Origin of the sequence: Actinocatenispora rupis (genome assembly GCF_016861975.1) — a bacterium.
In the GTDB taxonomy this organism is placed as follows: domain Bacteria; phylum Actinomycetota; class Actinomycetes; order Mycobacteriales; family Micromonosporaceae; genus Actinocatenispora; species Actinocatenispora rupis.
Genome location: NZ_BOMB01000020.1, coordinates 68533 through 92451 on the forward strand (window position 1 = coordinate 68533; position 23919 = coordinate 92451).

The 23919-nt window shown below is 73.9% G+C and carries 22 protein-coding genes and 1 pseudogene; 8 read left to right on the forward strand and 15 right to left on the reverse strand.

All coding sequences use genetic code 11. The features are described from left to right. Positions 1-47 precede the first annotated feature (47 nt). On the reverse strand, positions 48-848 hold the full coding sequence (locus Aru02nite_RS17865) for an SAM-dependent methyltransferase (protein WP_203658934.1): 801 nt from the start codon (positions 846-848) through the stop codon (positions 48-50). 12 nt (positions 849-860) lie between these two features. Next, positions 861-1250 carry a VOC family protein gene (locus tag Aru02nite_RS17870; protein WP_203658936.1) on the reverse strand — a complete coding sequence of 130 codons (390 nt, stop codon included), beginning with the start codon at positions 1248-1250 and terminating at the stop codon, positions 861-863. A gap of 71 nt (positions 1251-1321) precedes the next feature. On the opposite strand from Aru02nite_RS17870, the gene Aru02nite_RS17875 reads away from it, so the two are divergent. Next, positions 1322-2080: a TetR/AcrR family transcriptional regulator gene (locus Aru02nite_RS17875; RefSeq protein WP_203658938.1), complete on the forward strand. Its 759-nt coding sequence runs from the start codon at positions 1322-1324 to the stop codon at positions 2078-2080. A 1-nt stretch (position 2081) separates the two neighbouring features. Here the strand turns inward: Aru02nite_RS17875 and nicT are convergent, their stop codons facing one another. The 6 genes from nicT to Aru02nite_RS17905 form a co-directional block, all read right to left on the reverse strand. Beyond that, on the reverse strand, positions 2082-3197 hold the full coding sequence (gene nicT / locus Aru02nite_RS17880; RefSeq protein WP_203658940.1) for a Nickel transporter NicT: 1116 nt from the start codon (positions 3195-3197) through the stop codon (positions 2082-2084). Positions 3198-3301: 104 nt separating this feature from the next. Next, positions 3302-4105: a ParB N-terminal domain-containing protein gene (locus Aru02nite_RS17885; protein WP_203658942.1), complete on the reverse strand. Its 804-nt coding sequence runs from the start codon at positions 4103-4105 to the stop codon at positions 3302-3304. A gap of 3 nt (positions 4106-4108) precedes the next feature. After that, the gene (locus tag Aru02nite_RS17890; RefSeq protein WP_239076758.1) at positions 4109-4723 is read right to left on the reverse strand and encodes a class I SAM-dependent methyltransferase; all 615 of its coding nucleotides are present in this window, start codon (positions 4721-4723) and stop codon (positions 4109-4111) included. Positions 4724-4744: 21 nt separating this feature from the next. Next, on the reverse strand, positions 4745-5140 hold the full coding sequence (locus Aru02nite_RS17895; protein ID WP_203658944.1) for an arsenate reductase ArsC: 396 nt from the start codon (positions 5138-5140) through the stop codon (positions 4745-4747). Next, positions 5137-6213, reverse strand: a complete 1077-nt coding sequence (arsB, locus tag Aru02nite_RS17900; RefSeq protein WP_239076759.1) for an ACR3 family arsenite efflux transporter — start codon at positions 6211-6213, stop codon at positions 5137-5139. Before arsB ends, Aru02nite_RS17895 begins: the two co-directional genes overlap by 4 nt. Beyond that, on the reverse strand, positions 6210-6572 hold the full coding sequence (locus tag Aru02nite_RS17905) for an ArsR/SmtB family transcription factor (RefSeq protein ID WP_203658946.1): 363 nt from the start codon (positions 6570-6572) through the stop codon (positions 6210-6212). The genes arsB and Aru02nite_RS17905 overlap by 4 nt, the downstream gene beginning before the upstream one ends. Positions 6573-6646: 74 nt before the next feature. Here Aru02nite_RS17905 and Aru02nite_RS17910 point away from each other — a divergent pair, with 74 nt between their 5' ends. Continuing rightward, a complete protein-coding gene (locus Aru02nite_RS17910; protein WP_203658948.1) occupies positions 6647-6790 on the forward strand; it encodes a hypothetical protein in 144 nt (47 codons plus the stop codon). A 22-nt stretch (positions 6791-6812) separates the two neighbouring features. After that, on the forward strand, positions 6813-7646 hold the full coding sequence (arsM, locus tag Aru02nite_RS17915; RefSeq protein WP_203658950.1) for an arsenite methyltransferase: 834 nt from the start codon (positions 6813-6815) through the stop codon (positions 7644-7646). A 6-nt stretch (positions 7647-7652) separates the two neighbouring features. Here arsM and Aru02nite_RS17920 read toward each other — a convergent pair whose 3' ends face one another. Then, positions 7653-8747: a hypothetical protein gene (locus tag Aru02nite_RS17920; RefSeq protein ID WP_203658952.1), complete on the reverse strand. Its 1095-nt coding sequence runs from the start codon at positions 8745-8747 to the stop codon at positions 7653-7655. Between the two features lie 50 nt (positions 8748-8797). Between Aru02nite_RS17920 and Aru02nite_RS17925 the strand changes: the two genes are divergently transcribed. Continuing rightward, positions 8798-9547, forward strand: coding sequence for a bestrophin-like domain (locus Aru02nite_RS17925; protein WP_203658954.1), 750 nt, complete (start codon positions 8798-8800; stop codon positions 9545-9547). 84 nt (positions 9548-9631) lie between these two features. After that, positions 9632-12148 (forward strand): hypothetical protein, encoded by a 2517-nt coding sequence (locus Aru02nite_RS17930; RefSeq protein WP_203658956.1) that lies wholly within the window; start codon positions 9632-9634, stop codon positions 12146-12148. A 330-nt stretch (positions 12149-12478) separates the two neighbouring features. On the opposite strand, the gene Aru02nite_RS17935 is transcribed toward Aru02nite_RS17930, so the two are convergent. Beyond that, entirely contained in the window at positions 12479-13345 is an 867-nt protein-coding gene (locus Aru02nite_RS17935) for a MerR family transcriptional regulator (RefSeq protein WP_239076760.1), read from the reverse strand. Between the two features lie 280 nt (positions 13346-13625). On the opposite strand from Aru02nite_RS17935, the gene Aru02nite_RS17940 reads away from it, so the two are divergent. Next, positions 13626-14930: a cryptochrome/photolyase family protein gene (locus Aru02nite_RS17940; RefSeq protein ID WP_203658959.1), complete on the forward strand. Its 1305-nt coding sequence runs from the start codon at positions 13626-13628 to the stop codon at positions 14928-14930. On the opposite strand, the gene Aru02nite_RS17945 is transcribed toward Aru02nite_RS17940, so the two are convergent. The 4 genes and pseudogenes from Aru02nite_RS17945 to Aru02nite_RS17960 all read right to left on the reverse strand — a co-directional run bounded on the left by Aru02nite_RS17945 (position 14891) and on the right by Aru02nite_RS17960 (position 19695). Beyond that, on the reverse strand, positions 14891-16510 hold the full coding sequence (locus Aru02nite_RS17945; protein WP_203658960.1) for an SDR family oxidoreductase: 1620 nt from the start codon (positions 16508-16510) through the stop codon (positions 14891-14893). The two genes, Aru02nite_RS17940 and Aru02nite_RS17945, sit on opposite strands and share 40 nt — an antisense overlap. Next, entirely contained in the window at positions 16503-17768 is a 1266-nt protein-coding gene (locus tag Aru02nite_RS17950; RefSeq protein WP_203658961.1) for an NAD(P)/FAD-dependent oxidoreductase, read from the reverse strand. The genes Aru02nite_RS17945 and Aru02nite_RS17950 overlap by 8 nt, the downstream gene beginning before the upstream one ends. Before the next feature lie 292 nt (positions 17769-18060). Then, positions 18061-18491, reverse strand: a pseudogene (locus Aru02nite_RS17955) (MMPL family transporter); the annotation flags it as partial. A 304-nt stretch (positions 18492-18795) separates the two neighbouring features. Further along, entirely contained in the window at positions 18796-19695 is a 900-nt protein-coding gene (locus tag Aru02nite_RS17960; protein WP_203658963.1) for a LysR family transcriptional regulator, read from the reverse strand. A 105-nt stretch (positions 19696-19800) separates the two neighbouring features. On the opposite strand from Aru02nite_RS17960, the gene Aru02nite_RS17965 reads away from it, so the two are divergent. Next, positions 19801-20631: an oxidoreductase gene (locus tag Aru02nite_RS17965; protein WP_203658965.1), complete on the forward strand. Its 831-nt coding sequence runs from the start codon at positions 19801-19803 to the stop codon at positions 20629-20631. Positions 20632-20918: 287 nt separating this feature from the next. Beyond that, a complete protein-coding gene (locus Aru02nite_RS17970) occupies positions 20919-22331 on the forward strand; it encodes an MFS transporter (RefSeq protein ID WP_203658967.1) in 1413 nt (470 codons plus the stop codon). Between the two features lie 590 nt (positions 22332-22921). Here Aru02nite_RS17970 and Aru02nite_RS17975 read toward each other — a convergent pair. After that, positions 22922-23689 carry an STAS domain-containing protein gene (locus tag Aru02nite_RS17975; protein WP_203658969.1) on the reverse strand — a complete coding sequence of 256 codons (768 nt, stop codon included), beginning with the start codon at positions 23687-23689 and terminating at the stop codon, positions 22922-22924. Positions 23690-23919 lie beyond the last annotated feature (230 nt).

A 23919-nucleotide genomic window follows, 5' to 3' on the forward strand; every position in this document is an offset into this window, starting at 1 on the left:
GCTTTCCGTTGCGGCGCAAGCGATTCGCGGCCGGTAGGTCGGTGTCGTCAGGGGCGGCGGGCGACGCCGGCGAGCAGTGGCAGCGACGCGGTACGCGGGTCGGCCGGTTGGTCCGGCCGCCACGCGCCGGCGGTGACGAGCCCCGGGTCGAGCAGCGGCCAGTCTCCGAAGAACCGCTCGATCTCCGCCCTGGTACGCAGGCCCCACGGGTTGGTGGTGCCCTGGTACAGCTCCTGCGCCGCGCCGACCCCGGCGTGCAGCTCGACATCGCTGCTGCCGTGCGTGACGACCAGCATGCTGCCCGGCACCGCCACCTGCCGGTACCGCTCGACCACCCCGTACGCGTCGTCGGCGTCGGTGAGGAAGTGCAGCACGGACACCAGCAGGATCGCCACCGGACGGTCGAAGTCGAGTACCCGGTGGGCGTCGGGGTGGGCGAGGACGGCGGCGGGGTCGCGCAGGTCGGCGCGGACCACGGCGCAGCGCGGATCGTCGTCGAGCAGGGCGAGGCTGTGCGCGACCGCAACGGGATCGTTGTCCACGTACACGACGTGCGCGGACGGGTTGGCGCGGTGCGCGATCTCGTGCACGTTGCCGGCGGTGGGGATGCCGGAGCCGAGGTCGAGGAACTGGTCGATCCCGGCCGCGGCGCAGGCGAGCACGGCGCGACGGAGGAAGGACCGGTTGGTCCGGGCCAGCAGCCGGCCTTCGGGCATGGTGCCCAGCACCCGTTCGGCCAGCTCCCGGTCGGCGGCGAAGTTGTGCATGCCGCCCAGGTAGTAGTCGTACATCCGGGCGGCGCTCGGCCGATCCCGGTCAACTGGCCCGGCCCAGTCCGGTTCCGTCATGCCTTCAGCATCTCAGGCGGCACCCGCACCTTTCCAATCCACCAACTGGACGATCACGCCGTTGGGGTCGCGGACCTGGAATGCCCGCTCGCCCCATTCCTCCTCGGTGAGCGGCATGGTGACCGCGACTCCTTCGGCGGTCAGCCGCGCCAGCTCCCCTTCCAGGTCGTCGACGACGAACGCCAGGATCATCCCGGCGGCGTGGCTGTCGCGCTGGTCGGCGGGCAGGGTGGCGAGGCCGCGGCGCAGGAAGATCACGTTCATCCCGGCGTCGTCGCGGGCCAGCGAGGCGAACCCGTCGGCGGCCATCACCTCCTGGAATCCGAAGTGTCGCACCAGAAACGCGCTGGATGCGGCGACGTCGTCGACGTTCAGCGACACGGCGGACGAGCTGATCTGCACGGCGGCTCCCGGTTCACGAATTAACTCTGTACGCCGTACAGTATAACGAGGGTGTGGAAGGATCCGCAAACGTGAGCGGAGAGCGCAGTGGAGCGGGCGACCCGGCGAAGACCCTGCGGCTGCTGTGGCGCGAGCCCGGTGCCGCGCCGCGCCGCGGCCCCCGGCAGACGCTGAGCATCGACGCGGTCGTCGACGCCGGTACCGCGGTCGCCGACGCCGAAGGGCTGGCCGCGGTGAGCATGCGCCGGCTCGCCACCGACCTCGGCGTGTCCACGATGACCATGTACACGTACGTGCCTGGCAAGGCGGAGCTGGTCGACGCGATGCTGGACGCCGCGTACGCGCGGATGCCGCGGCCGGACACCACCGGCCGACCGTGGCGCGAGCGGCTGACCGCGGTGGCCGACGCGAACCGGGCGCTGTGCCGTACGCATCCGTGGGTGGCCGGGGTACACACCGCGCGCCCGACGCTCGGACCCGGCGCCATGGCGCGCTACGAGTACGAGCTGTCGGCGCTGGACGGGTTGGGGTTGAGCGACGTCGAGATGGACGACGCCCTCACCTACCTGACTGGCTTCGTGTACGGGTGCGCCCGCGCCGAGGCCGACGCGCGTGCCGCCGCCACCGACAGCGCGATGAACGACGAGCAGTGGTGGGCGGCGAACGCGCCGCTCCTGGCGAAGGTGTTCGACGCCGAGGCGTACCCGCTGGCGGCCCGGGTGGGCACCGCCGCGGGCACCGCACACGGCGCCGCGTACGACGCGGACCACGCCTACACGTTCGGCCTGGCCCGCGTACTGGACGGGCTCGCCGCCCTGGTGGAGCGGTGAGTCAGTCGTCGGCGGTGTCGGTACGCAGCCGGTCGTTCCAGCGCTGCTCGATGCGTCCGAGCCGCCAGACGGCGAGCGCCACGGCCCAGGTCAGGACGAACAGTCCGACGATCGCGAAGCCCACGTAGTTCAGGTCCAGGCCGGCGATCCAGGGCAGCGGGCCGCCGGTGATGTCGAGCTTCTCGGTGAGGACCGAGATCAGCTCGATGGCGCCGATGACCAGCGCGACCGCCACCGACAGCGCGGTGATCGTGAGGTTGTAGTAGACCTTGCGGACCGGCTTGGCGAACGCCCAGCCGTACGCGAAGTTCATGAACGAGCCGTCGATCGAGTCCAGCAGCGACATGCCCGCCGCGAACAGCACCGGCAGCACCAGGATCGCGTACCAGGGCAGGCTGAACGCGGCGGCGCCGCCGGCGAGCACCAGCAGCGACACCTCGGTCGCGGTGTCGAACCCGAGCCCGAACAGCAACCCCACCGGGTACATGTGCCACGGCTTGCGGACGGCCTTCGTGGCGCCGCCGAGGATCCGGTTCATGAAGCCGCGCTTGTTGAGCTGCTCCTCCAGCGCGGCCTCGTCGTAGTCGCCGCGGCGCATCTTGCGGAACACTGACGCGATGCCGCGGAGTACGACGAGGTTGAGGATCGCGATGACCATCAGGAACGTGCCCGACACGAGCGTCCCGATCAGGCCGGTGACCTGCTGCAACGTCGAGGAGTCGTGCTCGACCTGACCGGCCAGCGACCGTACGCCGACGCTCAGCAGCGCGCACAGCCCGAACACGATCGACGAGTGGCCGAGCGAGAACCAGAACCCGACGGACACCGGCCGCTGCCCGTCGGACATCAGCTTGCGGGTGGTGTTGTCGATCGCGGCGATGTGGTCGGCGTCGAACGCGTGCCGCATGCCCAGCGTGTACGCGGTGACGCCGAGACCGATCCCGAAGATCTGCCCGCCGACCCGGTAGTGCGCGGGTGCGACCAGGGCGACCAGCGTGACCCAGCCGATCACGTGCAGGGCCAGGACGAACAGTCCCATTCCGCCGATCCGGCGCCACTCGCCGGAACTGAGGGGTCGTCGGGGGGCCGCCTCGACGGCGGCGGTGAGTCGGCTCATGGCTTCGTCCCGCGAGGCGGGCACACCTGTGTTGACGGCACGAGCCGACCCTAAAACCACCACAGCGGTCCTTGCAAGCTATGTGCAATTAGCCACGTCGGAGATCAACGCCGGGACAGCAGCGTCCGCCGCCGCGGCGCCGCCAGCCGCTGTACCAGGTCCGCCGGCCACACCGCCGACCCCGACCGGTCCCGTACGGCCAGGGCGGTGGCGTAGAGCTGGACGTCGCGCAGGTCCAGGCCGTACCCGGCGGCGCGCAACCGGTCCAGTACCGGGGCGACCTCCTCGGCCCACCAGGCCGCCGCCAGCTCGCCGCGGTCCCCCGGCGCCCGGCCCGCCAGCGTCCGGTCCAACGCCCACGACTGCGCCGCGTCCGCCAGGCGCATCCACTCCGCCGGCGTGTCCAGCCACAGGTCCGCCCGGACGTCGTCCGGCAACGGCACCCGGCGCAGGAACTCCAGCTCGGCCTGCTTGCTCGGCAGGTGCACCGCCCGCAGGCACGCCATCCCGTACGCCACGGTGCAGATCCGGCGCACCCGCGCGGTGACCACCAGCCGGCCCAGTTCGCGGGCGACCGACACGCGGTGGTGGCCGTCGGCCACGAAGTACAGCTCGCCGAGCTGCACCAGGTCCACCGGCGGCGGCTCCACCCCGGTCGACATCGCCTCCGCCAGCCGCTGCCAGCGCAACCTCAGCCGGTCGTTGCGCAACCGGAAGTCCTGGTCGAAGTCGTACGGCCGGTCCACGGTGCCGACCACCTGCGCCACCGGTACGTCCGCGACGCGCTGCTCCATGACGCCGTCCGGCCCGAGCGCCGACAGCGCGTCGTCCAACCGCATCAGCCCCGGTCGGGACCGTCCACCGAACACGCCCATGACCAGTGCCAACTCCCCCGGCCCGGTGATCATTCCTCACCGGCGCGCAGCGAGCCGCTCCACCACACCCAGCCGGTACCGGTCGTGCCGCTCGACGGTGAGCCCGGCCGCGCGTACGTGCCGGATCGGCCGGCGGCGGAAGTGCTCCCCGCCCGCCGGTACGCTGCCCAGCTCGATCAGCGCCTGGACCGCGCGCGTCGGCCAGGCCGTACCGGCGACGTGGTCGGCGAGCAGCAGGTACCCGCCGGGGCACAGCACCCGTACCATCTCGGCCACGGCGCGCCGGTCGTCGGCGATCGCGCACAGCGAGAACGTCGCCACCACCGTGTCGAACGTGCCGGCGGCGAACGGCAGCGCGTGCGCGTCGGCCACCCCGAGTGCCACCGTACGGCCCAGCGCGGCGGCACGGCGCCGGGCCAGCGCCAGCATCTCCCGGCTGAAGTCCACCCCCACCAGCCGTACGCCGGGCGGGTAGTGGCCCAGGTTGCGCCCGGTACCGACGGCCACCTCCAGTACGTCGCCGCGCGCCTGCCCGCACACCCACTCGCGGGCGTCACCGAAGAACCGCCGCTCGATCCGCGCCATCTGCGCGTCGTACGTCGCGGCGTGGCGGTCCCAGTACCGCTGGAGTTTGGCGGTCCGCTCGCTCACCCGCCGATCGTAGGGCGCCGGTCAGGTCAGTTCGGCCAGCAGGGCACGGACGCGCCGGTCGATCTCGTCGCGGATCGGCCGTACCTGCTCGACCGGGCGGCCGGCGGGATCCGGCAGCTCCCACGTCAGGTACCGCCGGCCCGGGTACACGGGGCAGGCGTCGCCGCAGCCCATCCCGACCACGACGTCGGCCGCGCGTACCGCGTCGTCGGTCAGCGGCTTGGGGAACTCGCGGCTCAGGTCGAGCCCGATCTCGGCCATCACCTCGACGACGGCGGGGTCGACGGCGTCGGCGGGTTCCGAACCGGCGGAGCGTACGGTGACGCGGCCCTGCGCGTGGTGGTGCAGCAGCGCGGCGGCCATCTGCGAGCGGCCCGCGTTGTGCACGCAGACGAACAGCACCTCGGGCGTGGTCATGACGGCTCCGTCCGGTTGCGCAGCGCGAGCGAGACGTACACGAGGGCGACGAGGACCGGGACCTCGATCAGCGGGCCGACCACACCCGCGAGGGCCTGGCCGGAGGTGGCGCCGAAGGTGGCGATGGTGACCGCGATCGCGAGTTCGAAGTTGTTGCCGGCCGCGGTGAACGCCAGCGTGGCCGTCCGTTCGTACGGCAGCTTCACGGCGCGGCCCAGCGCGTACGAGCCGAACCACAGGACGGCGAAGTACGCCAGGAGGGGCAGGGCGATGCGGGCGACGTCGAGCGGATGCGCGGTGATCTGGCGGCCCTGTACCGCGAACAGGATGACGATCGTGCACAGCAGCCCGTACAGGGCGACCGGGCCGACCGTCGGCAGGAACCGCGACTCGTACCAGGTGCGGCCCCTGACGCGTTCGCCGAGCCGGCGGGACAGGTACCCGAGGGCGAGCGGGATGCCGAGGAAGACCAGCACGTTGCCGACGATCGCCCACGGCGAGACGTGCAGGTCGGTGGTGGGCAGGCCGAGCCAGCCGGGCAGTACGGACAGGTAGAACCAGCCGAGCGCACCGAACGCGAGCACCTGGAACACCGAGTTCAGCGCGACGAGGACGGCGGCGGCCTCCCGGTCACCGCAGGCCAGGTCGTTCCAGATGACCACCATGGCGATGCAGCGGGCGAGGCCGACGACGATCAGCCCCGTCCGGTACGCGGGCAGGTCCGGCAGGAACAGCCAGGCCAGCGCGAACATCACCGCCGGCCCGACGACCCAGTTGAGTACCAGGGACGGCACGAGCAGGCGGCGGTCGCGGGTGACGGTGTCGAGCCGGTCGTAGCGGACCTTGGCCAGCACCGGGTACATCATGGCCAGCAGCCCGACCGCGATCGGGACCGAGACTCCGTCGACTCGTACCGCCTGGACCGCGTCGCCGAGTCCGGGGACCAGGCGGCCGGCGCCGAGACCGACGGCCATCGCGGCGAGGATCCACGCCGGCAGCCACCGGTCGAGTACCGACAGGCGAGCCGCGATCCCGCGCGTCACGGGAGGCGCGGTCGTGTCGGTTGCGCTCACGCCCCGACCCCGGCCGGTACCGCCAGCAGGCCGGCGAGACGGCTCAGCATGGCCGGGACGATCCAGTAGTAGACCCAGGTGCCGCGGCGCTCGCAGTCGATGAGTCCGGCCTGGCGCAACACTTTCAGGTGGTGGGAGATGGTCGGGCCGGTCAGCTCGAACCGGGGGGTCAGCTCGCACACGCAGACCTCCCCGCCCTCGTGCGAGGCGATCAGCGACAGCAGTTGCAGCCGCACCGGGTCGCCCAGCGCCTTGAACGCCGGGGCCAGCTCGGCCGCGTCCGGCGCGCCGATCGGTTCGCGCGTCAGCGGGGCGCAGCAGCCGGTCGTCTCGGCCAGTACGGGGAGCTGTTTCGACATGCATCTATCTTGACGCTCATCGATTCAACGTGCAAGGCTCTGTCTAGATGTTCATCTAGACAGGGAGGTTCGCCGTGCTCCGCATCCGACGCCGTACCGGTGCCGCGGTCCGGGTCGACGAGGCGTGCGGGTGCGCCTGCGACTCCGGGTGCCAGGCGAGCGCCCGCCGCGACCACGCCCGTACCCACGCGGCCGCCGTCCTCGGCGCGCCCCGCTGACCCACCGACCAGGAGGCACACCGTGACCAGTGAGCTGACCACCGGAGACCCGCTGCGCGACGAGGTACGCGCCCGGTACGCGACGGCCGCCCGCAGGGTGGGTGCGGCGGCCACCGAGCAGGCCGGCGGGTGTTGCGGCCCGGCCGACAACGCCACCGTGCTCGCCACGATCGAGGCGAACTCCGACTGCTGCGGCGGCGGATCGTGCGGCGCGGCCGAGGCCGACCCGTTCGGCGCCACGCGCTACGACCAGGCCGACCGCGACCAGCTCCCCGCCGACGCCGTGACCGCCTCGCTCGGCTGCGGCAACCCGCTGGCCGTCGCCGACCTCAACGAGGGCGAGACCGTACTCGACCTCGGCTCCGGCGGCGGCATCGACGTCCTGCTGTCGGCGAAGCGCGTCGGCCCGACCGGCATGGCGTACGGCCTGGACATGACCGACGAGATGCTGGACCTGGCGCGCCGCAACGCCGAGCGGGCCGGCGCCACGAACGTCGAGTTCCGCAAGGGTCAGATCGAGGCGATACCGCTGTCCGACGCCAGCGTCGACGTGATCATCTCCAACTGCGTGATCAACCTGTCCACCGACAAGCCCGCCGTCCTCGCCGAAGCCTTCCGCGTACTGAAGCCCGGCGGTCGGCTCGGCGTCTCGGACGTGGTCGCCGAGGACCACCTCTCCCCCGCCGAACGGGCCGAGCGCGGCCAGTGGGTCGGCTGCATCGCCGGGGCGCTGTCGTTCACCGAGTACCGCGACGGGCTGGCCGCGGCGGGGTTCACCGACATCGACATCACGCCGACGCAGCGGGCCGCCGACGGGATGCACGCCGCGATCGTCAAGGCCACCAAGCCGGCCTGACCGGCGTCAGCGGCGGGCGGCGCGCAGCCGGCGTACCCGGGTCGCCAGCAGGGATGCGACCAACAGCAACGCCAGGCTGCTGATCAGCCACCGCCGGCGCGCCGCGGTCATCGTCGGCCGGTACGCCACCGGCTCGGCCGTCCGGTACCGGTGGTGCGGCGGGCTCGGCGCCGGCACGGCCGGATGCGTACCCGGGGGCGTGCGGCTGGGCACCACCGGCGCGGCCGTACTGCCTGATGGGGTCGGGGACGGCGCGCTGGGCCGCGGCGACGGCGTCGTCGGCGTGGGGGTCGGCGAGGTCGTGGGCGTCGGGGTCGGGGAGCGCGGCGGCGGGCTGGCCACGGCACCGGGCCGCCAGGCCGCGTCGGCGTCGTACGCCGCGGGCATGGTGCCGACCCGCTGCGCGGAACCGTTGCCGCGCAACGGAATCCGCCACAACGTACGGGCTCCGGCCGGACCGCGGAGCCAGGCGTACAGGGTGGTCGGGTCGGCGCGGGCGACGGCGTCGGCGTACCCGGCGGGCAGCCCCGGAACCCTCGTGTACCGGACGGTGCCGGTGGCGGGGTCGAGGCGGGCGAGCGTACCGGTGGGGCCGACGCCGACGAGCCCGCCGGTGCCGTCGGCGGCGAGGTCGCCGAGCGGCAGCGGGCCGACCGGGCGTACCGCGGCGATGTGCGGGTGCGGGGTCACCGCGACGGTCACCACGGCCGGGCCGACGAGGACCACGAGGCGCCCGGCCACCACGTCCCCGGCGCGGGCGGCGGCCAGCCACGCCGGCAGCCCACCCAGGTCGTACGCCGGGCCGTCGTCGGCGACCGCCACCAGGTGCACCCCGCGCGCGTCGCGTACGGCGAGGCCGAGCGCGCGGTGACCGACCGGGTCGTACCCGAGGGTGGTGACCGGGAAGGGCAGTCGGCGGGTGCGGGACGCCCCGGTGCGCGGGTCGGTGGCCACGAGGTCGCTGGGCCCGAGCGGGGTGGTGGTGACGACGGTCAGCAGGGTGCCGCCGAGCGCGGGATCGGACGGCGCCGGTGCGTCCGCCGGGAGCGCGAGGGCTCCGGCGGCGGCGAGCGCGGCCAGGCCGCGGACCGGCATGATCATCGACCGCAGAATACTACAATGCGTACTTTAGTCATAGACAGGAGGTAATCATGTCGGTCTACCTCTATGGGACATTGTGGATCGGTGCCGCGTGTGCCGGCGCTGGCCTCCTGTTGCTGCTGGTCTACCGGGCAGGAGACCACGAACGCCGGGAACGCAACAACGACGTGAACGGTCTGGTCTTCGCGATCGTCGGCGTCCTGTACGCGATCGTCGTCGGGTTCGTCGTCACGTCCCAGTGGGAGAGCGTCGGCAACGCGCGCGACGCGGCCGCGCAGGAGGCCAACGGCCTCGTCCAGATGTACTGGGCGGCCGACGCGCTGCCGGCGGAGCAACGTACGCAGGTGCGCGCCGACTGCCTCGCGTACGGCCGGCAGGTGCGCGACGTGGAGTGGCCGGCGATGTCTGCGCACGAGACGGTTCCGGTGCAGGGGCAGCGGATCCTGGAACGGCTCGGCCGGGCCTCGCGACCGCCCGCGTCGGCCTCCGACAGCCAGTCCGACCAGCTGCGCGACGCGCTCAACACGGTGTTCCAGAACCGGCAGCAGCGGCTCGCGCTCGCCCACCAGAACCTGTCCGGCATGATGTGGTTCGTACTGTTCGCCGGCGGGCTGCTGACCGTGGCGCTGGCGTACCTGTTCGGCGTACCGGGGCGGATCGCGCACCTGATCATGGTGGTGTCCCTGGTCGGCACGATCGGCCTGCTGCTCTACGCCTGCTTCCAGCTCCAGTACCCGTTCGGTCCGGCGACCGATCTGGGGCCGACGGCGATGACGAGCGCGCTGCGAGTGTTCGGTTGAGGGTTGACCCCCGCCGTCACCTTCAATACGGTCACGTCCCGAATAGGTTGCTCCCCTTCGGACGTACCGGAAAGGGTGGCGCTCGTGCCCCTACGCCCCCGTCGTACCGCTCCCCTGTTCGCCGCGGCGGCCCTCGCCGTCACCGCCGCCGTCGCCCCGATCTCCGCGCCCGCGTCGGCCGGGCCCACCGACACCGGCGACGTACTCGTCGCCAACCACAGCTTCGAGTCCGGCCTCGACGGCTGGACTTTCGGCCAAGCCGGAAAGGATGTACCCGCACCGGATCCGTCCTGCCGGGCCGAGGCCGCGACCGACCGGCACGCCGACGGCGCGGCCAGCCTGAAGCTCACCCCGACCCCCGACTGCCCCCGGCCCGCCGCGCTCGGCAGCGCCGTCGACGTCCGCGCCGGCACCGGCTACCACGCGTTCCTCCAGGTCGCCGGGCCCGGCGCGACCGTACGGCTGCGGCTGGTGTTCCGCGCCGCGGACGGCTCCGTACTCGACGTGTCGGGCGGGCCGACCACCACGGCCGGCGCCGACTTCTCGACCGTGTCCGCGCACGCCACCGCGCCCGCGGGTACGGCGACGGCCACGCTGCGGCTCGACACCGCCGACGCCCCCGCGTACGCCGACGACGCGCTGCTCACCGCGACCGACACCGACCTCGGACCGCAGGTCAGCAAGGCGTCCATCAACGCCACCACGTTCGGCGTGGACGCGGCCGGGGCGCGCACCGCGTACACGGTGGTGACCGGGGCGAGCAACTGGGACGCGCACCTGGTCGGCATCACCGCCGACACCGGTGCGGTCGCCGTCGACCTGCCGCTGACCGGCGCCACCGGCGCCTGGAACGCCACCACCGCCACCGACGGCTCCATCTACGTCGGCACCTACAACTTCTCCGACACCAGCAAGAACGGCCGCCTCTACCGGTACGTGCCCGGCGCGGACAGCGTGCGGGACCTGGGCAACCCGATCCCCGGCGACACGTTCGTGTGGGACGTGACCGCCGGACCGGACGGCAGCGTGTTCGGCGGCGGGTACCCGTCCGGCGGCGCGTTCCGCTACTCCCCCGCCGGCGGCTTCACGACCGTCGGCGCCCGCCCGATGATCGCCCCCGAGCAGTACGTCCGCAGCGTCGCGTACGACGCCTCGACCGACGTCGCGTACGCCGGGATCGGCTCGCACGCGCACCTGATGGCCTGCCCGGGCGCCGGCACCGACTGCACCGACATCCTGCCCACCGAGTACGCCGGCGAGGAGTTCACCTACTCGCTGGAGGCCGGCGGCGGGTACGTGTTCGCGAACCTGTCGAACACCGGCGACGGCCACCTGCTCGTCATGAAGGTCACCACCAGCGGCAAGACCGTCACCGCCACGAAGGTCACCGACATCCCGAGCGTGCGGTACCCGGGCGCCTCGCCGGTCGTCGACGGCGGCGTCTACTACCTGACCGGCGGCCGGCTGATGCGCTACGACCTGGCCGCCGGTACGTCCGCGCAGGTGGCGACCGGCATGCCGGCCAGCGCCCGGTCCTGGAGCGTCGACACCGCCGGCCCCGCACCGGTACTGGAGTCCGCCGGCAACACCGCCGCCGGCCCCGTCGTCATGCGGTACGACACCGGCACCCGCACGCTCACCTCCGTCACCGCGACACACGTACCGGCGGCGCCGACGAACCTGCAGAGCCCGCTGCTCGGCCCGGACGGCAAGATCTACACCTCCGGCTTCCTGTCCGGCGGTACGGGCGTGCACACGCCGATGCGGTCCGACGCCGACGTCCAGTACGCGGGGGTGCCGCAGGTCGAGGGCGCCACCGTCATCGGCGACACCATGTACTTCGGCGGCTACCCCGGCGCGAAGGTGTACGCCTACCGGCCGGCGCAGCCGTGGACGTTCGGTACCAACCCGAAGCTCGTGTGCTCGCTGACCGACCAGGACCAGGACCGCCCGTACGGGATGGTGAACGCCGGCGGGAAGCTCGTCATCGGCACCGAAGCCGGGTACGGCAAGCTCGCCGGCGCGCTCGCCGTCTACGACCCCGCCACCGGCGACTGCACCACGAAGAAGAACATCGCCGACAACCGCACCGTCGCGAGCCTCGCGTACCTCGACGGCCTCGTGTACGGCGGGACCTCGGTGTGGGGCGGGCTCGGCGTCGAGCCGTCGCAGCAGGAGGCCGTGCTCCTCACGTACGACCCGGAAACCGATGCGTCGCACCGGATCCCGCTGCCGAGCCGCGGCCTGCGCACCGTGCTGGGGCTGACCGTCGGGCCGGACGGGAACCTCTGGATGCTCGCCGAGGACCACCTCCTCGTGTACGACCCGGCCACCCGCACGTTCGTCGCCGACCGGCGCATCTTCCCCGAACTGGACCTGCCCGGCGCCGACCTGATCGACGCGCACGACGCGTTCCTGCTCACCGGCAAGGACGGCAACGTCTACGGCACCCTCCACGGCCGGTACGTCTTCCGCCTCGACCCCCGTACGCTGCAGCCGACACTGCTGCGGCAGGGCACCGTCGAGGGCCTCACCGCCGACCGCTACGGCAACCTCTACTACGTGCAGGACGGCTTCCACCTGCACCGCCTCGTCCCGTAGCCCTTCCCGCGCCGTACCGCCGGGCCGTCCCCGGTGGTACGGCGCGACCCCGCTCCCCTTGGTACGGCGGTGATCCGGGCCGCGATGGGTCGGGCGCGAGGGGGCCTTGGCGCGGCGGGTCGGCGCGTCACCGCGCGCATGGGCTTTCTAGGTAGCTGTTTCGATGATGGTCTGGCGGTGAGCGGCGGGGCCGGAGAACCGGCGCGGCCTTGTTGGGCATGGGCCAGCAGAGAGTGGGCGACTGGGCGCCGGGCCGCGCGGCCACCGGCGCGGTGGACCCGCGCAGCACACGAGCCGGTGAGCGTCGATACCCGAGCAGCGGACCGCGGGTCAGCGGACGCGGGCGGCCTGGTCGAGCGCGTCCAGGGCGGTCGGCAGGTCGGCGAGGGTGATGGCGCCGGCCGGTGCCGCGCGCCCGCTCCAGCCGGGACCGGCGACGGCGACCAGCGGCGGGCGAGGTCGGGCGGCGCGGGCGGCGGCGAGCTGGGCGGCGTCGCCGGGCCGGCTGTGGTGCGACCAGAGGACGACGGCACGGGGCCCGGTACGGTCGATCGCGGCGGCGAGCGCCTCCACGGGCACCCGCGCGCCGAGCATCCTGGCCGGTCGGCCGCGTTCGGCCAGGGCCGCGGTGAGTGCCTCCAGCGGCAGCGTGTGCTGCTCGTCGGGACCGCAGGCGAGCAGCACACCGGCGCGGCCGCGGGGCGACGGTACGGCGGCGAGCGCGGCGGAGATCTCGTACGAGAGCAGGTGCTCGACCTCGACGTACCGGCCGGTGGCGGCGTGTCGGCGGCCGATGTCGCGCAGCGCCGGGCAGATCAGCTCGGTCCAGGCGGAGACCACGTCGTGCTCGACGGCCTCGGCGAGGATCCGGCGCATCTGCCCGGAGTCCATCGCGTACGCGGCGCGCCGCAGCCCGCGGACCCGCGCGTCCGGTACGGACACGGCGGTGCGGCGGGGTGCGCGGGTGGCGGTGCCGGCGATGCGGGCGGCTTCGGCGGGGGCGACGCCGTCGGTGACGAGCTGGCGCATCCGTTCGAGCCGGGCGATGTCGGTCGCACGGTAGCGGCGGTGCCGGCCGGTCTCGCGTTCGGCGGGACCGAGCCCGTACCGGCGGTCCCAGGTGCGGACGGTGGTGACGGCGACGCCGAGCCGGCGGGCGACCTCGCCGGCGCTGAGGCCCTCCTCGGGCGCGGTCACCGGACGCTCCGGACCGGCCGGCCGGCGGGCGGGACGGCGGGGCGGGCCGGTCGACGGCGGATCGTCGACACCACGGGCGGGACCTTTCCGTGCGTCCGACAGGCGGCACCGTCCACGGTAGCCTAGCCTTACAGTGCGTCGTTTCATGCGTCGATATTTCGCTTCGTACCCGACCTGGACAGGTGACCGCCGTGACCCCGCACGACCCGTACGCCGGCCGGAAAGTACCGTGCCGCCGCCCCACGAGCCGGCGCCGGGCGGGCGCGTGAGCGGGCCACGGATGGACACCGCGATCGTGCTGTTCACCCGGGACCTGCGGATCCACGACAACCCGGCGCTCGACCTCGCCTGCCGCTCGGCCCGGCACGTGGTACCGCTGTTCGTGGTGCACGACGGGCTGGGCTTCGCCGTACCGAACCGGCTGCGCTACCTGCACGACAGCCTCGCCGACCTGCGCAGGTCGCTGCGCGCCCGCGGCGGAGACCTCGTCGTACGGCACGGGGAACCGGTCGCCGAGACACTCACCCTGGCCCGCGAGGTACGCGCGGACGGCATCGTGCTCGCCCGCGACGTCAGCCGGTACGCGCACCGCCGGCTGGCGCGGCTGGAGCGAGCGTGCCGGGACGAGCGGATCGCGCTGCGCGCCGTGGACTCCGCGACCGTCGTACCGCCGGGTGCGGTGACACCGGCGGCCGGCGACCACTTCCGGGTCTTCACGCCGTACTGGCGGGCCTGGGAGCGGCATCCGCGGCGGGACGCGGCCGCGACGCCGGAGCGGGTGACGCTGCCGGCGGGAGTACGGGCGGGTGCGCTGCCGGCGGCGCCGGAGTCGACGGCGGAGCTGCCGGCGGGGGGTGAGACCGCGGCGCGGCGGCGGATGGTCGCCTGGCTGCGCGGCGGGCTCGCCGAGTACGCCGACCGGCACGACGACCTCGCCGCGGACGGTACGTCACGGCTCTCGGCGGACCTGCACTTCGGCTGCCTGTCCCCGCTGGAACTGGCCACCCGCGCGGCGCGTGCCGGCGGCGCCGGTGGCGAGGCGTACGTACGGCAGTTGTGCTGGCGGGACTTCCACGCCCAGGTCGCCGACGCGTTCGAGGACCTGCCGCGGCGCGACTACCGGCCGCGGCCACGCGACTGGCGCGACGACCCGGACGCCCTCGCCGCCTGGCGGGAGGGGCAGACCGGCCTCCCGATCGTCGACGCGGGGATGCGGCAACTGGCCGCCGAGGGGTTCCTGCACAACCGGGCGCGGCTGCTGGTCGCGTCGTTCCTAGCCAAGGACCTCGGCGTGCACTGGACGGCGGGCGCGGCACACTTCTTCGACCTGCTGACCGACGGCGACATCGCCAACAACGCGGGCAACTGGCAGTGGGTGGCGGGCACCGGCAACGACACCCGCCCCAACCGTCGCTTCAATCCGGTACGCCAGGCGTACCGGTTCGACCCGGACGGCAGTTACGTGCGCCGGTACGTACCGGAGCTGGCCGGCGTGCCGGGGCGGCGGGTGCACGAGCCGTGGACGCTGCCGCGGCACCCGGCCGGCTACCCGTTGCCCGTGGTGGAACCGCCGGTCGCGCGCTGACCGGCCGCCGGTCCGTCCCCACCGGCGGGCGGGACAGGGTGGGCCTGCCCGCCCGCCGGCGCCGCCGCCTCGGCGGGTGCAGCGGCGGGGAATGGGTCCGTGGGTGTCCGCTCGGGCTGTTCCGCCGCACCGGTGATGTTGGCGACCATGCCACCGAACACCAGCGTGTGGAAGGGCGCGACGGACTTCCAGTACAGGTGACCGGTCAGGCCCTGCGGACGGAACAGGGCGCGCTGCCGGTAGACGGTGCCGCCGTCGTCGGCGGGCGTGACGGTCAGTTCGAGCCAGGCGTCGCCCGGGACGCGCATCTCGGCGCGCAGCAACAGCCTGCTCCCCCGGTCGAGCTGCTCGACCCGCCACCAGTCCAGCGCCTCCCCGACGTGCAGGTGGTACGGGTCGCGCCGGCCGCGGCGCAGTCCCACGCCGCCGGCGACCCGGTCCGCCCAGCCGCGTACGGCCCAGGCCAGGGGGAAGGAGTACCAGCCGTGTTCGCCTCCGATGCCCTCGACGATCTGCCACACGCGGTCCGGTCCGGCGCTGCTGTACCGGGTGCGTACGTCCTGGTAGAGGGTGCCGCCGGACCACTCGGGGTCCGCCGCCGACGGCTGTGACGGATCCCGTGGCCACGCCGCGTCCGACCACCGCGTACTCACCCGCGACTCGCGTACCCGGGTCAGCGCGAGCGCGACCGCGTCCTCGAAGTGCAGCAGCCCCTCCGGCGGCGGCGGCACGAACTCGGCGATGTCGTGCTCGCCGCAGACGACCTCGTTGACCAGGGACTCGATCAGCGGTACCGCGATCGAGCGGGGCACCGGGGTGACCAGGTTGACCCACTGCGCCGACAGCCACGGCGTCAGCACCGGTACGGGGACCACGACGCGCCGCGACAGCCCGGCGACCGCGGCGTACCGGCGCATCATCTCGCGGTAGGTCAGCACGTCGGGGCCGCCGATGTCGAACGCGCGGTGCACGCCCGGCGAGAGCGACGCGGCGGCCACCAGGTACCGCAGGACGTCGCGGATGGCGATCGGCTGGATGCGGTTGTCGACCCACCGCGGGGTGACCATGGCGGGCAGCCGTTCGGTGAGGTAGCGCAGCATCTCGAAGCTGGCCGAACCGGAGCCGATGATCACCGCGGCCTGCAGGACGACCGTCGGGACCGGCCCGGCGAGCAGGATGTCGCCGACCTCGCGGCGGGACCGCAGGTGCGCCGACAGCTGCTGGTCGGCCGGGTGCAGCCCGCCCAGGTACACGATCCGGCCGACCGCGGCGGCGTCGGCGGCGTCGGCGAGGATCCGCGCCGCCCGCCGGTCGAGGTCGGCGAAGTCCTGCCGGCGCAGCGAGTGCACCAGGTAGTACGCCACGTCGACGTCGTCGAGGGCGGCGCGGACGGAGTCGGCGTCGAGCGCGTCGCCGCGGCAGATCTCGACGTCGTCGTGCCACGGGCGACCGGCGAGCCGGGCCGGGTCGCGCGCCACCACCCGCACCCGGTACCCGGCGGCGAGCAGATCCGGTACCAGCCGGCCGCCGATGTACCCCGTGGCGCCGAACACCGCGCAGCGCGGGACGCGGTCAGCCATGGCCGGCCACCGTTCCGCCGACCGGCTGGGCGCCGAGGAACGTCAGGACCGCGCGCGCGGCTCGGTGACCGCTGACCAGCGCGCCCTGCAAGGACGGGGTGTCGCGGTGGTCGCCGGCCACGTACACGCCGTCGCCGACGACGACCGGGCGGCGCAGGCACGGCTGCGGTGGCGGCGCCGCGACCAGCCCCGGATCCGCCCGTACGGTCGCCAGGTGCCGCCAGTCGGCGGTGTCCACGCCGTACAGGTAGCCTGCGGCGCGGCGTACGGCGGGCTCGTCGAGGCCGGCCTCGGCGGGTGCGGTCGTCGCGATCAGGGCGTGCCCGGGCGGCGCGTACCCGGGCGCGGCGTTGCTGAGCACGACGCTGTTGGCGACACCGGTGCGGCCCGTACCGTCGAGGACCAGGACGGGGCGGTCGGTGGGCGCCTCCAGCGCCGTGTGGTACGTCGTGACCAGCACCCGCTGCTCCGGTACGTCCAGGCCGCCGATCAACCGGCCCGCGGTCGCCGGGTCCGTGGCGACGACGACCGCGCCCGCCCGGAGGGTGCCGTCGGCGGTGTGCACGGTGGTGCCCTCGACCGACTCGACGGGCACGCCCAGGTGCAGGCTGCCGGTGGGCAGCGGCGCGGCGAGCAGCTCCACCAGCCGCGTCATCCCCGCCGCCGGTACGCCGATGCGCCCGCGCACGAACGACCGCACGACCATCGCGAGTACCTGGCTGGAGGTGGTGAGCGGGGCGGCACCGAACACGCCGGTCAGGAACGGTTCGACGAGGGAGTGCAGCACGTCGGGGCCGAGCTGCGCGGACAGCACCAGGTCCGCCGGTACGTCCGGCTGCTCGCGCAGCGTGTGCACGCCCTGGTATCCGCAGCGCAGCGCGAGCCGTACCAGGTGCGCCAGCTCGACCGTGTCGTACGGGCCGGTCAGGTCGGACAGCAGGCCCGTCGGGTGGCGTCGCGGGTCGGCGAGGCGGTGCCGGCCGGTCTCGGTCCGTACGAGGACGGCGTGGTCGAAGTAGCGCAGCTGGAGCCGGTCGAGGTCGATCAGCGCCCGCAGCGCCGGGTACGCGGTGTTGACGACCTGGAAGCCCCGGTCCACGAGGTATCCGTCGACCAGGTCGGTGCCGATCCGCCCGCCGGGCCGCTCCGCCGCCTCGATCACCAGCACCGGTACGCCCGCGCGGGTGAGCCAGCGCGCCGCCGAGAGTCCGGCCGCGCCCGCTCCGACGACGATCACGTCGGCGTGTACTCCGGTCATCGGCCGACCCCGCCGTACGGCAGCGGAGAGGTCGGCGCCGGGTCGCCGGAACCGGTCACTAATCGACGCAGAAACCGATGCATAATCGTTCAGCCTAGGGCATGAGCGGCCCGTCCGCAGCCGGCCGCGCCAGGCCGGGCGACAACATCGGGTGATCCGCCGGCGCCCGGCCACCCGGCCGCACCGGCCCGACCGGCATTCCGGCGACGACCGCGATACCGGTCAGGCCCGGCACGCCGCACGACCCGCCCCAGAACCGCGCTCGAACGCGCCCGGCGCAGCTGTCGCGCTGGCGGGACAGCCGGCTCGGCCACCACGAGCGGCGGCCGATGTCGATGATCAGCCCCGGCACCAGCAGCGTGCGTACCAGGAGGGTGTCGAGCAGGACGCCGAACGCCACCAGGAACGCGAGCTGGGCGACGAACAGGATCGGGATCACCGCCAGCGCCGCGAACGTCGCCGCCAGCACCACGCCCGCCGAGGTGATCACGCCGCCGGTGGCGCGCAGGCCGGCGACGGTGCCGGCACGGGTACCGACGACGCGCGCCTCCTCGCGTACCCGGCTCATCAGGAGGATGTTGTAGTCGACGCCGAGCGATGCGGCGGGGTCGGCGCCGGGAAGTGCAGCAGGTGGTCGAACACCAGCGCGGAGAGGCCGAGGGTCGCGGCGAACGACACGTTCACGGTCGCCACCAGCAGCAGCGGCGCGACGAGCGAGCGCAGCGCCCGGCTCGGCATCCGTTCCGCCTCCGCGACGGTCCCCGTCGACTGGCTCGTCGCCGCCGACCACCTGCGCCGCGAAGCCGACCCGCACGACGGGCGCCGCGTCACGCTCGCCGTCACCGACCACGCACGCGACGAGGTACGCGCCGCGCTCGGCCCGCTCATCGAACGGATCATCGCCATCACCGACCGGCTCGACGACGAGCAGCGTGCCACCGTGCGCGAGGCGCTCGACGCGATCGGCGCCGCGATGCGCGAGTACGCCGAGCCGGACCGCTGAGCGATCTCCTGCCGTGGTGGCGCGTCAACCGATCGACTCGGCCGCCAGCTCGCACGCCTTCGCGTACTCCCGCACCAGGGGGCGGCGGTCGTCGGCGCGCCAGGCGAGGACGAACCGGCTGGGCGAGATGCCCCGCACCGGACGGGTGACGACCCCGCCGAGGGTGACCAGCGGCGCGTTGCCCGCCGCCAGAAGGACGACACCGAGCCCGGCGACGAGCCCCTCGTACGTCTCCTCGGTGCTGGCCACCTCGGCGCCGACGCGTGCCGGCCGCCCGCCACGGGCGTCGGTGGCGAGCCAGTGGTCGCGCAGCGGCCCGGCACTGTCCGGCAACGCGAGGAACGGCTCGTCCAGCAGGTCGGCGAAGTCCACGGTCTGCCGCTCGGCGAGCGGGTGCGTGTCGGGCAGCGCGACCAGCCGCGGCTCCTCCGCCACCACCACCCAGCGGTACCGGTCGGGGTCGGGCAGCGGCAACCACACGAACGCCGCGTCGCACGTACCGTCGGCGAGTCCGGCGGTCGCGTCGTGCCAGCCGACGTGCCGCAGCCGGAGCCGGGCGTCGGGGCGCGCGGCGGTGAACCGGGAACGGATCGCCGGCAGTACGCCCCCGCGTCCCGGACTGGTGCTCATTCCCACGACGAGTTCGGCGGCACCGTCGGCGACGGCCCGGGCGACCGCGCCCTGCGCCGCCTCCCACTCCGCGAGGATGCGCTGCGCGTACGGCAGCAGGGCCGTACCGACGGGGCTCAGGCGGACGTCGCGCCGGTCGCGCTCGAACAGCGCGGCACCGAGCTGCTTCTCCAGCATCCGGATCTGCTTGCTCAGCGCCGGCTGCGACACGTACAGGCGCTCGGCGGCGCGGGTGAAGTGCAGCTCCTCGGCCACCGCGGCGAAGTACCGCAGATCGCGTCCGTGAACGTCCATAACCATCGGTTATCACAACGGGTCTTGGACGGACAACGGGGCTGAGCTGCAAGGTTGTTCACACGAGCCGCCGACCGTGGCGGATCACGGCGCAGGGAGCAGCGCATGAACAGGGTATGGCTGGTCACCGGGGCGAGCAGCGGGTTCGGCCGGGCGATCACGGAGGCCGCGGTGGCCGCGGGCGACATCGTGGTCGCCGCCGCCCGGCGCACCGCGCCGCTCGACGACCTCGTCGCCGCGTACCCGGACCAGGTGGAGACGCTGGCGCTGGACGTCACCGACCTCACCGCCGTCGACGCCGCGGTCGAGAGCGTCGCGACCCGGCACGGCCGCATCGACGTCCTGGTCAACAACGCCGGGCGGGGCATGGTCGGCGCGGTCGAGGAGACCGCCGACGCCGACCTGCGCGACCTGATGGACCTGCACTTCTTCGGCCCCGCCGCCCTCACCCGCGCGGTACTCCCGCACATGCGGCGGCGCGGCTCCGGCGCCATCGTGCAGCTGACCAGCATGGGCGGCCGGTTCGCGTTCGCCGGCGTCGGCGCCTACTGCGCCACCAAGTTCGCGCTGGAGGGGCTGTCCGAGGCGCTCGCCGCCGAGGTCGCCCCGCACGGCATCCGCGTACTCATCGTCGAGCCCGGCGCGTTCCGTACCGGGTTCGCCGGCGCGGCGGAGTTGCAGCCCAGCGCCGACTCGGACGCGTACCGGGACACGGTCGGGCCCGTACGGACCCGGTTGCCGGGCGGGAGCGGCCAGGAACCCGGCGACCCGGCCAAGGCCGCCGCCGCCATCCTCACCGCGCTCGACGCCGACGAACCGCCGCTGCGCCTGCCGCTCGGCAGCGACGCCGCCGACGCGATCGCCGACCACCTCGACCGTGCCCGTACCGAACTCGGTGCCTGGGAGAAGCTCACCCGCTCCACCGACTTCGCCTGAGCCGCACGCCACTTCGCGCCCGGCGGGCGGTGCGCCGCCCGTTCGAACCGTCGCCCTCGCGCGGTGGCCTCCACGCGCGGCGTGGGCCTTTCGGGGGTTCGCCCGTCGCGGACGGGGTGCCGGCTCCGCCGGACGACCGGGCCCGGCACCCGGGGACCGGGGACCTTCGCGGACCGGCCGCGCCCGCACCGGTGCCCTGGAACGTCCCGCACGGGCCATCCGCACCACCTCGCGCCCCCGGCGGGCCACCCTGCCGTACCCCTGTCTCACCGTTTCGGAGTGTTCTGATGACGTCGCCGCGCACACCCTCCCCGGCCGCCCGTACGGTGGGGCCGGCGCCGAACGGGGCGCGGCGCGGACCGTCCCTCGTACTCGGTGCGGCGCTGCTGGGGTTCTTCCTCATCTCGCTGGACGCGCTGATCGTGACCGTCGCGCTGCCCGACATCGGGCGCAGCGTCGGCGGCGGGATGGCGGGACTGCAGTGGGTGGTCGACGGGTACGCGCTGGTGTTCGCCGCGTTGATGCTGTCCGCGGGCGCGCTCTCCGACCGGGTCGGGGCGCGGCAGGCGTTCGGCGGTGGGCTGGTGCTGTTCGCGGTGGCGTCGATGGCGTGCGGCCTGGCGCCGAACCTGGGCGTACTGGTGGCGGCGCGGTTCGTTCAGGGTGCCGCGGCCGCGGTGCTGATGCCGGCGTCGTTGGCGCTGGTCCGGCAGGGTTTTCCGGACCGGGTGAAGCGGGCGCGCGCGATTGCGGTGTGGACGGTCGGCGGCGCGGTCGCGGTGGCCGCCGGTCCGGTACTCGGCGGTGCGCTCACCGCGTCCGTCGGCTGGCGCTGGATCTTCTTCGTGAACCTGCCCGCGGCCGTACTGGCGCTCGTGCTGCTCACCCGGGTACCGCGGTCGCCGCGGCTGCCGGCGCGCCTCGACGTGGTCGGCCAGGTGACGGCGGTCGTCACGATGGGCGCCCTGACGTACGGCGTGATCGAGGGCGGTGCCACCGGGTTCGGCCGGCCGCGGGTGGTGGCGGCGCTGGTGGTGGCCGTGGTCGCGGCGGTCGTGTTCCTCGCCGCACAGGCCCGCGGCACGCATCCGATGCTGCCGCTGCCGCTGTTCCGTTCGCGGGTGGTGGGGGTGTCGCTGGTGATCGGCTTCATGCTCAACGCCGCGTACTACGGCGGCGTGTTCCTCTTCAGCCTGTACCTGCAGCAGCAGCGCGGGCAGTCGGCACTGCACGCCGGCCTGATGTTCGTGCCGATGACGGCGCTGGTGGCGGTGGTGAACCTGGCGTCGGCGCGGCTCGCCGAGCGTTTCGGCCCGCGGGTACCGATGATCGCGGGGCAGGTGGTCGGCGCGGCGGGGCTGCTCGGGCTGCTCACCGTGGGCGGGCACACCGACGTATGGGGTGTGGCGGCGCTGATGGTGCCGGTCGGACTCGGCGGTGCGCTGACCGTACCGGCGCTGACGGCGCTGCTGCTCGACGCCGTACCGGCGGACCGGGCGGGCACCGCGTCCGCCGTGCTCAACACCGCCCGGCAGGTCCGCGGGGCGATCGCGGTGGCGGTCTTCGGGGCGCTGGTGGCGGGTGCGGACACGTTCCTGGCCGGGATGCGGTGGAGCGTACTGCTCGCGGCGGCCGGCCTCGTCGTGACCACCGTCGCGACGCTGACGCTGCCGCGGGCCGGGCACCCGCGCGTGGCCTGAGCGACGGGTGCACGGAACCGCCGTTCACCGTACGGAAACGGTGTCGTCAAATGGTTGTCGTACGACAGATATTGCCGTACGGCATGTTTGAGTGGGTCTGCGGTCGGGTATTCACGCGCTGCCCCGACGGTGCGGTCGGGGGCCAGACCGAACAGCCGCGACGCGGCGGGTCGTACGGGTCGGGCCCGGCGCGGTGTCCGCGGACGTCGCACCGGCGCCGGCCGCGGACACCGCCGCCCGTACGACAGGAGTCCGCATGCGCCGCCGCTCCGCCCCGGACCGCCCCGCCGTTCGCCGGAGTACGCCGCCCGCACGTGGTCGGGTCGTCCCGAGGCCCGGCCAGACCATCGTCATCGACCCGTCCGGCAGCGGCCTGGCCGGCGGACCGGCCCGGATGCGGCTCACCCGCACCGTCGAACCGCTCTCCTCCCCCGGTACCGTCGGCGGCGACCCCGCGCACGCGCGCTGGTGGCTGGTCACCGGCTGGCGGCTCACCGGGGACGGCCGGCTCGGCCTGCTCTGCACGCTCACCGTACGGCCCGGCACGGTCCGCATCGAACCGGCGGCGCCGCGGGCGTCGGCCCGTACGCTCACAGCGGGATCGTCGCGATCGTTCGCCGGCCGTACCGGTGCGGCCCACTCGACCACGTCCCGGCCAGCTCGTCCAACGCCACAGCGGTGAGCACCCCCACCGGTACGGGTTCGGCGAGGCGTTCGGTGAGCGCCACGCCGACCGCACCGGGCCGCCATTCCATGGCCAGGCGCGAGCGTACGGCGCCGGCCTCGTTGGCGCCGACGGCGAGTTCCGCGACGATCAGCGCGGCCCGTACTGCCTGATCTCGGGGCAACCCCCAGTCCTGCCGGCAGCCGTCGACCGTCTCGCGGGCGTCGGGCACCGCGGTCGGGGGCAGCAGCAACCGGCTGCGCCGGAGTACCACGGGGGGCTCGTCGAGGGCGGCGACCGCGTCGGCCATCGCGGACCGGTGCGGAACCCGCTCCCCCAACCCGGACTCCTCGTATGCGCCGGCGGTGTCCTCGTCCAGGCCGTACAGGGCCAGCCGGGTCAGCGGCCAGCCACCCGCGCGTTCGTGCGCGGTGCAGAACACCGACAGCAGCGCGGGGCGCGCGACGCGCAGGCGGCCGCAGTCGAGTACCACCCGGGGGTAGAGGGTCAGCAGGCTGCTCAGGGTGCGGCGCAGCTCCGACACGGCGTCGCCGGTCAGCTCGCCCACCGCCGACAGCTGCCGGAACCCGATCCCCCGGACGTGTTCAATGTGGACGGTCGGGGTGACCGGCAGCCAGCCCGGCATGGGTACGGCGGGATCGGACCGGTCGCGCGGATCCATCACCTCCGTCACGGTGTCACCTCCAGGTCGGGACAGTCGAAACGTTGCATACCCACTCGCGGTGGGACTATGCGTTCGGATTCCTCAGATCGGGCCACCGGACGGTCGAGGCTGCCCCGGCGAACGGTCGGATCCGTTGGCGCAGAACGGATCCGATCACCGCACACGGGACACGCGTGGCCCATCCCGGCGCGGCACACGCCGACGGCTCGGGTATGTTTGCCCGGCAGTAAGAGGTCCTA

Bases quoted from the DNA above. Each gene is read 5' to 3' on its own strand.
- Aru02nite_RS17865 (WP_203658934.1), bottom strand. From the start codon at position 848: ATGACGGAACCGGACTGGGCCGGGCCAGTTGACCGGGATCGGCCGAGC.
- nicT (WP_203658940.1), bottom strand. From the start codon at position 3,197: ATGAGCCGACTCACCGCCGCCGTCGAGGCGGCCCCCCGACGACCCCTC.
- Aru02nite_RS17885 (WP_203658942.1), bottom strand. From the start codon at position 4,105: ATGATCACCGGGCCGGGGGAGTTGGCACTGGTCATGGGCGTGTTCGGT.
- Aru02nite_RS17895 (WP_203658944.1), bottom strand. From the start codon at position 5,140: ATGACCACGCCCGAGGTGCTGTTCGTCTGCGTGCACAACGCGGGCCGC.
- Aru02nite_RS17905 (WP_203658946.1), bottom strand. From the start codon at position 6,572: ATGTCGAAACAGCTCCCCGTACTGGCCGAGACGACCGGCTGCTGCGCC.
- Aru02nite_RS17920 (WP_203658952.1), bottom strand. From the start codon at position 8,747: ATGATCATGCCGGTCCGCGGCCTGGCCGCGCTCGCCGCCGCCGGAGCC.
- Aru02nite_RS17925 (WP_203658954.1), top strand. From the start codon at position 8,798: ATGTCGGTCTACCTCTATGGGACATTGTGGATCGGTGCCGCGTGTGCC.
- Aru02nite_RS17940 (WP_203658959.1), top strand. From the start codon at position 13,626: ATGGACACCGCGATCGTGCTGTTCACCCGGGACCTGCGGATCCACGAC.
- Aru02nite_RS17945 (WP_203658960.1), bottom strand. From the start codon at position 16,510: ATGGCTGACCGCGTCCCGCGCTGCGCGGTGTTCGGCGCCACGGGGTAC.
- Aru02nite_RS17950 (WP_203658961.1), bottom strand. From the start codon at position 17,768: ATGACCGGAGTACACGCCGACGTGATCGTCGTCGGAGCGGGCGCGGCC.
- Aru02nite_RS17960 (WP_203658963.1), bottom strand. From the start codon at position 19,695: ATGGACGTTCACGGACGCGATCTGCGGTACTTCGCCGCGGTGGCCGAG.
- Aru02nite_RS17965 (WP_203658965.1), top strand. From the start codon at position 19,801: ATGAACAGGGTATGGCTGGTCACCGGGGCGAGCAGCGGGTTCGGCCGG.
- Aru02nite_RS17970 (WP_203658967.1), top strand. From the start codon at position 20,919: ATGACGTCGCCGCGCACACCCTCCCCGGCCGCCCGTACGGTGGGGCCG.